This window comes from Streptomyces sp. NPDC051563, assembly GCF_044454225.1.
Taxonomy (GTDB): Bacteria; Actinomycetota; Actinomycetes; order Streptomycetales; family Streptomycetaceae; genus Streptomyces.
Map to the genome: position 1 here is coordinate 126,725 of NZ_JBITDL010000023.1, position 9,620 is coordinate 136,344.

Below are 9,620 nucleotides of genomic sequence, written 5' to 3' on the forward strand. Positions count from 1 at the left end.
GCGGGCCCCGGCGGGGCCGGGGTACCGGCGGGCCAAAACCCTCAGGCGGGCCCCGTTTTCGGGGGCCCCGCTTCTTCACTGTGGAGCTATGGAGAATTGAACTCCAGACCTCCTGCATGCCATGCAGGCGCTCTACCAACTGAGCTATAGCCCCTTGCCCTGCTTGCCGCTTCGTTCCCCGTTTCCGGTTCCCCTTGGCGACGTCCCAAACATTACACGGTCATGGCCCTGGTCCAAAAATCGGTTTCCACCACCCGGGAGCCATGACCGATTTGACCCGTATCGTCATGCGCGGGCGAACTGGTAGAACCGCTTCAGCGTGCAGTGCTCGTCGAGCAGCCGCCCGTAGATCGGCTCGCCCTCCAGCTCGCGGTACGTCTCGATCGGGTCGCCTTTTATGATCAGCGCCCGCGCGCATTCCTCGCACCAGTACTGGTAGTCGGGATTGACCGGCTCCATGTCCCGCACGATCGGCGTGCCGTTGTTGCACCAGTCGCACCGCCGCCGGTGTGCACCCATCCGTCAGCGACTCCCTCCCGCGTCGGGCCGTCGTGTCCCCCTCCGGCCGTCCGATTCTGCCATGCCGGTGCTCGCTCGGGCAGCTGTGGACAAAAGCAAAGATCCCGCCCCCTGTTGGGGACGGGATCTTGATTGTGGAGCTATGGAGAATTGAACTCCAGACCTCCTGCATGCCATGCAGGCGCTCTACCAACTGAGCTATAGCCCCGCTCTCCGCGACGCTCCCCCCGTTTCCGGTGTTCTGCGCTGCGAACAAGAAGAACTCTAGCCTGTGACCAGCCGGAAAGTGAAATCCGGGTGGGAGCCGCTCCGAGGTGGGCTCAGTCGTCGTCGCCGAGCACCGGTTCGGGCAGCGTGCCGGCGTTGTGTTCCATCAGCCGCCAGCCGCGCGCGCCCTCGCCCAGCACGGACCAGCAGCAGTTGGAGAGCCCGCCCAGGCCCTCCCAGTAGTACGACTCCAGGCCCAGCAGGCGCCCGATCGTCGTACGGATGGTGCCGCCGTGGCTGACCACCACGAGCGTGCCGCCGGGGGGCAGCCGGTCCGCGTGGGCCAGCACCACCGGCGCGGCCCGGTCGGCGACCTCGGTCTCCAGCTCGCCACCGCCGCGGCGGACCGCCTCGCCGCGCTTCCACGCCGCGTACTGGTCCCCGTACTTGTCCAGGATCTCGTCGTGCGTGAGGCCCTGCCATTCACCGGCGTACGTCTCGCGCAGCGCCTCGTCGTGCGTCACCGCCAGGCCCGTGACGGCCGCCAGCTCGGCAGCCGTGGCGGCGGCGCGCATCAGGTCCGAGGCGACGATGGCGTCGGGCTTCAGCGAGGCGAGCAGCCGGGCGGCACGGCGCGCCTGCGCCACACCGGCCTCGGTCAGCTCGATGTCCGTGGAGCCCTGGAAGCGGCGCTCCAGGTTCCAGGAGGTCTGGCCGTGCCGCCACAGGACGATCTTGCGGCTGGTCCGGGCGTTGCCGCTGGTCGTACCGCCAGTGGCCGTGCCGCCCGTGGTCGTGCCGTCGTCGGTCGTGCTCAGAACAGATCACCGTCCAGTTCGTCGTCGCCCTGCGCGGCGCGCAGCGCGGCGTGCTCCTCGGCCTTGCCCTTGGTGAGCTTGGCGTCCTCGGGGAGGTCGATCTCGGGGCAGTCCTTCCACAGGCGCTCCAGCGCGTAGAAGACGCGCTCCTCGCTGTGCTGCACGTGGACGACGATGTCGATGTAGTCGAGCAGGATCCAGCGCGCGTCGCGGTCGCCTTCGCGGCGCACCGGCTTGGCGCCCAGCTCCTTCAGGAGCTTCTCCTCGATCTCGTCGACGATCGACTTGACCTGGCGGTCGTTGGGCGCCGATGCGAGCAGGAAGGCGTCGGTGATCGACAGCACGTCGCTGACGTCGTACGCGATGATGTCGTGCGCGAGCCGGTCGGCCGCGGCCTGGGCGGCGGCGGTGATGAGCTCGATGGAGCGGTCCGTGGCGGTCACTGGCCATGCTTTCGGGTTGGCGGGCAGATCCTTACAAGGGTCTCATGTACCGCCGACGCCGCCCGCGCGCAGCGTGCCGCGCGGGCGGCGCCGTACCCGGCGGGCGCCGCCGGGGTAGGCCGCAGTAGGCCTCGGACGGGGTCAGGACGGTTTGTAATCCTTGCCCAGCGTCACCACGACGTCGGCGTTCACCGCGTTCTCGGCCTTCTTCACGGCCGTCTCGGGCAGTCCCAGCGTCTTGGCCACCTCGACCGCCTTGTCCCGCTGCGCGTCGTCCTGGTACGTGATCTGCGACGCGGGAGCGGTCTTGTCGGCCTTGCCGCCGTCCACCAGGGTGTAGCCGCCGTTGAGCAGGGCCGCCTTCGCCGCGGTGTTCGTCTTGTCGTCGCCGGTCGCGTCCTTCAGGCCGACCCGCGGCAGGGCTCCGGGCTGGGCCTGCGTGACGGAGCCGCCGAGGACCTCCTTGACCACCTTCTTGTTGGCCTCGTCCGTGAGGCCGCCGTCCGGCTTCACCCCGAGCACGTCGGTGCGGTACGCGCCCACCTTCGCGTGCTCGCCGAGCTTGGACAGCAGCGCGCCCAGCGTCTGCGCGTTCAGCGCCGGGTCGAGGATCTGCCCGGTGGTCTCCACGGTCATCGCCGCCGACTTCGGATCTCCGGGCACCTTGCGCAGCAGGCCCAGCAGGACCGTGCCGAGCCGGTCCAGCTGCTTGGCCTCCGGCTCGCCCTGGGCCCGGTACGTGGCGTACGCGACGGCCATCGCACCGCTGAGGCTCTGCTTCGGGCCCTGGCCGACGGCGGGCACCTTCGCCGCGTCGTCCGCGGGGACGGCCACGTCGGTGTCGACCTCGATGCCGCCGACCAGTTCCACGAAGTTTTCCAGGAAGGGGGTGTCCAGCCGCCAGGTGCCGCCGATGCGGGTGCCGAAGACCGAGTCCAGGGATTCCCGTACGCCCAGGCCGCCGTCCTCGACGGCCTTGCCCAGCTGCGCCGCGGTGCCGTCGTCCTTGGTGACGTTCAGGGTGTTCGGCACCAGGACGGTGGCGCCCTGCTTGGTGGTCACGTTGTCGACGAGCAGCGCCGTGGAGGTGCCGCCCTTCTTGGTGTTGTGCAGGTGCACGACGATCATGTCGCGCTTCTGCGGACCCGTGGCGGACGCGGCGTTCGACGCCTTGCCCGGGCCGTCCAGGAACGGCAGCTTGCCCGCGTACCAGAGGTAGCCGAGGCCGGCGACGACGAAGACGGCCAGGACGACGATCAGCGCCACCACCCGGTTGCGGCCGCGCCGGCGGGCCTCCTCGCGGCGCTCGGTCCGGCTCTCGGTGAAGGCGAGCCAGTCGATGACGTCCTCGGAGTCCTCGTCCGGCTGGTCGATGAAGGCGAACTGCTCGGTGCGGTACGAGGGCCCCTGGCCGAGGCCGCCCTGCGCGCCCGGCCCGTCGGCCCGGCGGGGCTCGGGGACCTGCGCCGCGGCGGGGCGGACCTCCGGCTCGGGCACGGGGGCCCGCAGGGGCGCCTGTGCCGGGGCCTCGGGGGCGGCCTGCTGCGGGATCCACTGCTGGGTGGCCTGGGTGTCGTACTGCGGGACGCCCTGGGTGTCGTACCCGTACTGCGGGGCCTGGGCGGCCTGCGGGTACTGCTGCTGCGGCGCCTGCTGCGGGTAGTACTGCTGGGGCTGCTGGGGCTGCTGCGCCTGCTGCTGGCCGTAGCCCTGGTAGTCGTAGCCGTAGCCCTGCTCGTACTGCTGCTGCTCGTAGGGGGGCCCCGGCTCGGGTGCGGGCTGCGCGGGCACCTGGCCGTACACCGGCCGCCCGTACGCGTCGTAGCCGACGAGCTGCTGCTCCTGGCCGGCATACGGGTCGTACGGCTCGTGTCGGTCGTTCACCGCGGGGCCCCTCTCTCCGGAAGCTCAGGCTCCCCGGTACAGCTCACGCTTGTCGATGTAGCGGACCACGCCGTCGGGCACGAGGTACCAGACAGGATCCCCCTTGGCCACGCGGGCACGGCAGTCCGTGGACGAAATAGCCAGCGCCGGAACCTCGACGAGGGAGACGCCTCCCTCGGGCAGGCCGTCGTCGGTGAGCACGTGGCCCGGCCGGGTGACGCCGATGAAGTGCGCGAGGGCGAAGAGCTCCTCGGCGTTCCGCCAGGTCAGGATCTGCGCGAGGGCATCGGCGCCGGTGATGAAGAAGAGGTCGGCGTCGTCGTTGAGGGCGCTCAGGTCCCTCAGGGTGTCGATCGTGTACGTCGGGCCGCCGCGGTCGATGTCGATGCGGCTCACCGAGAACTGCGGGTTCGAGGCGGTCGCGATGACCGTCATCAGATACCGGTCCTCGGCGGACGACACGGCCCGCTGCGACTTCTGCCACGGCTCGCCGGTCGGTACGAACATCACCTCGTCGAGGTGGAACAGCGCGGCCACCTCGCTGGCGGCCACCAGGTGTCCGTGGTGGATCGGGTCGAATGTCCCGCCCATCACGCCGAGCCTGCGCTTGACCGGGCCGGTAGGCATTTCCTGCTCTCCCATGAGCGCAGAGCCTACTGGCCCGGTGGCGCGGCAGGGACCCGCCTACCGGCGCGTACCCGGGGCACCGGACGTTCTGAGCGTTCCGGACGTCGAGGGGTTCAGCGGTCCCGGTTCAGGCGCGTGGTGACCCACAGCAGCAGCAGGAGGATGCCGAAGGCGGCGCCACCGGTCAGGTACGGGCTCAGGCTGTCGTGGTTGCCGCCGTGCTGCTCGGCTCCCTCGGAGGCGAGGACGACCAGGTTGTGGGCGGTGGAGGCGAGGCTCATCAGGCAGGTACCTATCGAGTCGGGGAGCGGGCGGAGACTTCGCTCACATCGTATGCGGGGGCCTGGGGCACGCTCACGTCGACTCAGGCGTTGGAGAGGATAGACGGGCGGGTGGCCGCACACACCGACGGGGAGGGCGCTATGACGGGGACCGGATTCGAGAAGGCACCGGCGCGGGACCGCAAGAGGTTCCCCGGGATTTCCTCACGGGCGTACGAGCATCCGGCGGACCGGTCCGCGCTCGTGGCCCTGCGCAAGCTGACCGGGTTCGACACGGTCTTCAAGGCACTGAGCGGGCTGCTGCCGGAGCGCAGCCTGCGCCTGCTCTTCCTGTCGGACTCCGTCCGGGTGGGCGAGACGCAGTTCCCGCACCTGCACGCGATGCTCCTGGACGCCTGTTACATCCTGGACCTGGAGAAGGTCCCGCAGATGTACGTGCAGCAGGACCCGAAGCCCAATGCCATGTGCATCGGGCTGGACGAGCCGATCATCGTGGTCACCACGGGCCTCGTCGAGCTGCTCGACGAGGAGGAGATGTGGGCGGTGGTGGGCCACGAGGTGGGCCACGCCCTGTCGGGGCACGCCGTGTACCGCACGATCCTGCTGTTCCTGACGACCCTGGCGCTCAAGGTCGCGTGGATCCCGCTGGGCAATGTGGCGATCATGGGGCTCGTGACGGCGCTGCGCGAGTGGTTCCGCAAGTCGGAGCTGTCCGCGGACCGGGCGGGACTGCTCGTGGGCCAGGACGTGCAGGCCTCGATGCGCGGGCTGATGAAGCTCGCGGGCGGCAACCACCTGCACGAGATGAACGTCGACGCGTTCCTCGCCCAGGCCGAGGAGTACGAGCAGGGCGGCGATCTGCGCGACTCCGTGCTGAAGATCCTCAACGTGCTGCCCCGGACGCACCCCTTCACCACGGTGCGGGCGGCCGAGCTGAAGAAGTGGTCGCAGAACCGGGACCACCAGCGGATCCTGGACGGCCACTACCCGCGGCGCGAGGACGACAAGGACACCTCGGTGACCGACTCCTTCCGGCAGTCCGCCGCTCACTACGCCGACACGGTCCGCACGAGCAAGGACCCGCTGCTGAAGCTGGTCGGCGACATCGCCGGCGGTACGGCGGACCTGGGCGGCAAGCTGCGGGACAAGTTCACGGGCGGCGCGGGCGGCGGCGCGAACGCCGGCGGCGAGGACAAGGCCACCGGCAAGGGCGGCGCTACGGAGCAGGGCTGACGCCCTGCCCCGGGGCGGCCGGGGACGCCGGGCCCTGCGGCTCTGGTGGCTCCGGCGTCCCCGCGGCGGCCGTCGGCGCGAGCACCCCGCACAGCCCGGCCGTGCGCCGCGGACTGCCGCTGGCGTACGGGTCGGTCGCGGCCGGGCCGGTCGTGGCCGGCCCGGCGCCCGCCATCAGCGGGCGGAAACCTCCGGCCGGGTCGGCGGAACAGGCCTGCGGGCCCGCCATCACGTAGGCCGAGACGAGCTCCGCCCGCCGCGCCGTGAGGTCGTCGCGGTCGAAGCGCATCCGCAGCTCCCGGCGGACGGTGAAGAGCGAGGCCCCGTCGGCCGCGGACGGCTGGCCGGTGGCCGGGCGCACGGCGTAGACGAAGGTGTGGTCGGAGGTCACTTCCAGTGCGCTCGGGGCCACCTCCGCCGCGGTGAGGACCCCGCTGACCCGGACCCGGGTGTCGGCCACCACGGCGGTCGCCGGGTCGAAGCGGACGAGCCAGCCGGTGACGGCGTGCCGCCCGTTGCCGGCCGGGGCGAGCATGCTCTGGTCGAACTGGGTCAGCTGGTCGGGGTCGAGCAGGACGCGCACCGGGCGGGAGGCCTCGCCGGACAGGACGTCCGGGTCGAGGGAGGACTGCACCAGGTAGTCCTTGGCGATGGTCAGCGCGGTCTGGACCTGCTCCTCGGTGAAGTGGCGGGTACGGCGCACCGCGGGAAAGGTGATCCCGGCCGCCCCGACGCGGTACTGGGCCGCCGGACTGTGCGCGTACAGATCGGCGGGCTTTCCGCCCGGCACCGGCTCGGTGGGTGCGAGCGGGACGACGGTGCTGCTCATCGCCTGCGCCGGGTCCCCGGCGGGCGGCACGTAGGGGTTGCGCAGCCCCATGTAGACGGCGCCGGCGAGCGCCAGGGCGATGCACAGCACGATGATCCGGCCCTGCCGGGCCGCGCCGCCGCCGGAGCCGCCCCGGGATCCCGGATGACCCGCGCCGGTCGACCAGATCGAGCGGCTCCGTACGGCGCGGGCGTGCTCGCCCATGCGCTCCTGTGCGGAGAACTCCTGGAGCCGGGCAGCCCGGACGAAGTCCTCGTCGAACACCACGGACCGGTACTCGTCGGACCGGAACTCGTCATCGGCCCCGCCGGCGCCCTCGGGGGTGCCGTTCGGCGGATCTCCTGGCATGGCCATCGCTTCTCCCCGCTGTCCCCGCTCCAGAGAAGCCCCCGGCTCCGGCGATGGGAGCGGGGTCGTACCTTCAGGGTTGGCGGCTGACGCGGTCCATAAACGCTCCGGCGCCGGTGACTTCGCCCATCGGGGTGCTGGCGGGGGCCGGGGCGGGCTCCGCGTCGCTCGCCGCGCTGCGGTACACGGCGCTGAAAGCGAGCGCGATCATGCCGAGGCCCATCACGAAGGCGAGCACCCAGGCGACCGGGCGCAGCCACGGCGAGCGGCCGCGGTAGGGGCGCAGGCTGCCGCCGTAGGCCCCGTACGGGCCCTCCGCGGAGCCGGCTCCGTGGCCGTGGTCCCAGCCCGAGTCCTCGGAGTGGTATCCGTCGCCGCCGCCGTAGGCGTACGCGTCGTAGTCCTCGTCGCCCGTCCAGCCTCCGGCGAAGGCGGCGCGGGCGGCCTCGGCCGCCTCGGCGCGCGCCCGGTCGCCGGCCCGCTGGCGCTCCGCGGCGCTCGGTTCACGGATCTCGGCGTTCCGGACGAAGTCCTCGTCGAACACCACGGAGGCGAAGTCCTTGTCCGCGCCTCCGCGGTCGTCTGCATGTTCCTCGGGGGTCCCGTCGTCCGGGAACGGCTTGCCCCCCACGTCGTCCGGCACGAGACCAGCGTAGACCTGAGGGACACCTTTGGGCAGGGTGCAGGCCGAAATCCGGCCACACCGTGTTCAGGGTTCGACTACCGTACGTGACCGTCGCCGGTGACGATGTACTTGGTCGAGGTGAGCTCGGGAAGCCCCATCGGGCCCCGGGCGTGCAGCTTCTGCGTGGAGATGCCGATCTCCGCGCCGAAGCCGAACTGACCACCGTCCGTGAACCGGGTGGAGGCGTTCACGGCGACCGTGGTCGAGTCGACCAGCTGGGTGAAGAGGCGCGCGGCGGCCTGCGAGGTGGTGACGATCGCCTCGGTGTGGCCGGAGGTCCAGCGGCGGATGTGGGCGACGGCCTCGTCGAGGGAGTCCACGACACCGGCGGCGATGTCGTAGGAGAGGTACTCGGCGGCCCAGTCCTCGTCGGTGGCCGGGAGGGCAGTGACCTTGGAGTCCTCCGCGTACGCGAGCACCCGGGCGTCACCGTGGACGGTCACACCGGCGTCGGCGAGGGCGTCCAGGGCGAGGGGCAGGAAGGCGTCGGCGATGTCCCGGTGGACGAGCAGGGTCTCCGCGGAGTTGCAGACGGAGGGGCGCTGGGCCTTGGAGTTGACGAGGATGTCCACGGCCATGGCCAGGTCGGCCTGGGCGTCCACGTAGACGTGGCAGTTGCCGGTACCGGTCTCGATGACCGGGACGATGGATTCCTCGACGACGGTCTTGATGAGCGAGGCGCCGCCGCGCGGGATGAGGACGTCAACGAGGCCGCGGGCGCGCATCAGCTCGCGGACGGAGTCGCGGGACTCGCCCGGTACGAGCTGGATCGCGTCGGCCGGGAGCCCGGCGGACACGACGGCGTCGCGCAGGATGGCGACGAGGGCGGTGTTCGAGGCGTAGGCCGAGGAGGAGCCCCGCAGGAGGACGGCGTTGCCGGACTTCAGGCAGAGCGCGGCGGCGTCGACGGTGACGTTGGGGCGGGCCTCGTAGATGATGCCGACCACGCCGAGCGGGACGCGGATCTGGCGGAGGTCGATCCCGTTGGGGAGCGTGGAGCCGCGGACGACCTCGCCGACGGGGTCGGGCAGGGCCGCGACGTCGCGGACGTCGGAGGCGATGGCCGCGATGCGGTCGGGGGTGAGGGTGAGACGGTCGATGACGGTCTCACTGGTCCCGGCGGCGGCCGCCTTCGCCGTGTCGACGGCGTTGGCCTCGACGATCTCCGCGGTACGGGCCTCCAGCGCGTCCGCGATGGCCAGCAGGGCCTTGTCCTTGGCGGACCGCGGGAGCGGGGCGATGGCCGCGGCGGCGGTGCGGGCCGCTTGCGCGGTGGCGATCACGGGCGAGGTCGTGGCATCGAGCGAGGTCATGCCGCCAGGGTAATCCCCGCCCACCCCACGGCCGATGGGGTTCCACCCCCCGAGACGCCTTCTCGACGCGCCCCTCGCACCGCTGCGCGGGCTTCGCGGCGCTGCGCCGGACTCCGACCGGCGGTTGGCCGGTCGGGGCCGCAGCCACTGCCGTCCCGGCGCGGGGTCCGGTGGGCGGGTGCGGCTGGGTTGCCCTGCGGGGCGAAGTCCCCTACCCGCCCTTCCACCGTTCCCCGGGCGCTGCCCGGACCCGCGCCTCAAACGCCGGCGAGGCTGGGGGTGTCCCCGGGCTCTACCCGGAGCCCGGTCCTCAAGCGCCGGACGGGCTGGGAGGGGGTCCCGGGCTGCGCCCGGACCCCTTCTGGGGCTCCGCCCCAGACCCCGCTCCTCAAACGCCGGAGGGGCTGGATTGTGCCGCTGCGCGGCACACCAG

The 9,620-nt window shown here is 71.8% G+C and carries 10 protein-coding genes and 2 tRNA genes; 1 reads left to right on the forward strand and 11 read right to left on the reverse strand.

All coding sequences use genetic code 11. The features are described from left to right. Nucleotides 1-81: 81 nt before the first annotated feature. The 8 genes from ACIA8F_RS26515 to ACIA8F_RS26550 all read right to left on the reverse strand — a co-directional run bounded on the left by ACIA8F_RS26515 (nt 82) and on the right by ACIA8F_RS26550 (nt 4,779). A tRNA-Ala gene (locus ACIA8F_RS26515) sits at nt 82-154 on the reverse strand. Between the two features lie 131 nt (nt 155-285). Further along, on the reverse strand, nt 286-519 hold the full coding sequence (locus ACIA8F_RS26520) for a hypothetical protein (protein WP_007264019.1): 234 nt from the start codon (nt 517-519) through the stop codon (nt 286-288). Nucleotides 520-654: 135 nt separating this feature from the next. Continuing rightward, nucleotides 655-727: transfer RNA gene (locus ACIA8F_RS26525), tRNA-Ala, on the reverse strand. Between the two features lie 112 nt (nt 728-839). Continuing rightward, nucleotides 840-1,460 carry a histidine phosphatase family protein gene (locus ACIA8F_RS26530; RefSeq protein ID WP_399382411.1) on the reverse strand — a complete coding sequence of 207 codons (621 nt, stop codon included), beginning with the start codon at nt 1,458-1,460 and terminating at the stop codon, nt 840-842. Nucleotides 1,461-1,540: 80 nt separating this feature from the next. Further along, entirely contained in the window at nt 1,541-1,987 is a 447-nt protein-coding gene (gene rsfS, locus ACIA8F_RS26535; protein ID WP_250739445.1) for a ribosome silencing factor, read from the reverse strand. 141 nt (nt 1,988-2,128) lie between these two features. Next, on the reverse strand, nt 2,129-3,871 hold the full coding sequence (locus ACIA8F_RS26540) for an LCP family protein (protein WP_399382403.1): 1,743 nt from the start codon (nt 3,869-3,871) through the stop codon (nt 2,129-2,131). Nucleotides 3,872-3,895: 24 nt separating this feature from the next. Next, nucleotides 3,896-4,513, reverse strand: coding sequence for a nicotinate-nucleotide adenylyltransferase (gene nadD / locus ACIA8F_RS26545; RefSeq protein WP_243334788.1), 618 nt, complete (start codon nt 4,511-4,513; stop codon nt 3,896-3,898). 98 nt (nt 4,514-4,611) lie between these two features. Further along, nucleotides 4,612-4,779 carry a hypothetical protein gene (locus tag ACIA8F_RS26550; RefSeq protein WP_383952374.1) on the reverse strand — a complete coding sequence of 56 codons (168 nt, stop codon included), beginning with the start codon at nt 4,777-4,779 and terminating at the stop codon, nt 4,612-4,614. Nucleotides 4,780-4,920: 141 nt separating this feature from the next. Here ACIA8F_RS26550 and ACIA8F_RS26555 point away from each other — a divergent pair, with 141 nt between their 5' ends. Continuing rightward, entirely contained in the window at nt 4,921-6,012 is a 1,092-nt protein-coding gene (locus ACIA8F_RS26555; RefSeq protein ID WP_399382404.1) for a M48 family metallopeptidase, read from the forward strand. Here ACIA8F_RS26555 and ACIA8F_RS26560 read toward each other — a convergent pair. The 3 genes from ACIA8F_RS26560 to ACIA8F_RS26570 all read right to left on the reverse strand — a co-directional run bounded on the left by ACIA8F_RS26560 (nt 5,996) and on the right by ACIA8F_RS26570 (nt 9,187). Further along, nucleotides 5,996-7,195, reverse strand: coding sequence for a hypothetical protein (locus ACIA8F_RS26560; RefSeq protein WP_399382406.1), 1,200 nt, complete (start codon nt 7,193-7,195; stop codon nt 5,996-5,998). The two genes, ACIA8F_RS26555 and ACIA8F_RS26560, sit on opposite strands and share 17 nt — an antisense overlap. 67 nt (nt 7,196-7,262) lie before the next feature. Then, nucleotides 7,263-7,832, reverse strand: a complete 570-nt coding sequence (locus ACIA8F_RS26565) for a hypothetical protein (protein WP_399382407.1) — start codon at nt 7,830-7,832, stop codon at nt 7,263-7,265. Between the two features lie 77 nt (nt 7,833-7,909). After that, nucleotides 7,910-9,187, reverse strand: coding sequence for a glutamate-5-semialdehyde dehydrogenase (locus tag ACIA8F_RS26570; RefSeq protein ID WP_383952366.1), 1,278 nt, complete (start codon nt 9,185-9,187; stop codon nt 7,910-7,912). Nucleotides 9,188-9,620: the final 433 nt, after the last annotated feature.